General features: G+C 55.4%; 1 protein-coding gene. It reads right to left on the bottom strand.

Features of this window, described 5'->3' with window-relative positions:
* Positions 1–93: 93 nt before the first annotated feature.
* The coding region (locus tag CQ019_RS18140; protein WP_105719025.1) for an ISAs1 family transposase at positions 94–1,250 on the bottom strand (1,157 nt) is incomplete at its 5' end.

Consider the following 1,250-nt stretch of genomic DNA (forward strand, 5'->3'; position numbering starts at 1 on the left):
AGCGCTGGAACAACTGCCCGACGATTTCTATGACCCAGATGGTGTGCTGATTGGTGAAAAGATCATGGTCCGCACCGCAGGGCGTCTGCAAAGTCAGCGGCTGGTCCCCAAGCCAATCAAAGACAGCACTCGATCAGGATGATTCCGTAGCTTCCTCGTAGCCTTCGCCAAATTCGTGTATCCCAGATTCTTAAGCAACGTGATCGCGATGTTCCTCAGTGTTGCCATCACATGCGGAGAATTTCCTACTCTGACTTGAGATTTATCCTCCTGCCATGTCACGTCCCGACGCCAATGAAGGCCGTTTTCTATGGCCCAATGCCCTTGAATCCATGCACCCAGTTCTCCGGGACCAGCCAAATGCGTCGGCAGTGACGTCAACGCGTGCTCGATCTCGATATGCCACTTCGTTGCGCCCAACGGCCGCGACTTACGCATGATCTGCATCGCCTGAGCCGCATGCGGGAAACTCATCCCGGTAGTCACGGTGGCACATTTGACAGTGCGGATAGTTCGGCGGCCATTCTGTGTCTGAGTAGTCCGGTTTCCCGCGGGAACGTCATCCCATGGGAGCTGCTCAAGCTCCGCCAGAAGTCTGGCCTGGTTGCCTTTGACGGTAAAAATATAGTGGGATTCACGCTCGTGCAGATACTTCGCATGCCCCTTTTGCGTATGCAAGGCATCCGCAGTCACGACTGCGCCTTTCAGCTCCACCACGTGATCCAACAGGTTCGTGAACTGGGTTATCTCGTTGGTTTTGATTCCCACGCCTACTTGGCTGAGCACTGCGTGCGTGCCTTGGTCGATGGCTGAGAGCAGATGCACGCGTGTACCTTTTCCATTCTTCGCGCCACGGACTTCTTTGCCATCGACAGCGATAGCTTTGATTGTTTTGGAAGCGTTGGTCCCGGCGCGTAGGTTCTGGGTCCAGTCAGCGAGAAGAAGCTCAAAGGTTTGGATGTCTAACCGCTGCAGCACCCTGGCGATGGTCGTGGCGTGTGGTGCTGCGATGCCGTAGCCGGCCAGTTGTTGCGGGGCGACGTCTTTGGCCCATTCAGCAATCTCGATCAGGGTTTTCGCTCCGGCGATGACCGCACAGATGATGATGACCAAGATGTGGGCTAGCGGGTGGCGGATGCCGCGTCTGGCGCGTGGATCTGGAAGTTTCGCTAGCCCGGGTATTTCATGAAGGCCGGTAGTCATTAACTGACTTAAAAGATGAAAAGGTGACCTGAACTGGGAAAATGGGA

Source organism: Arthrobacter sp. MYb229, assembly GCF_002975405.1.
Classification (GTDB): Bacteria; Actinomycetota; Actinomycetes; order Actinomycetales; family Micrococcaceae; genus Glutamicibacter.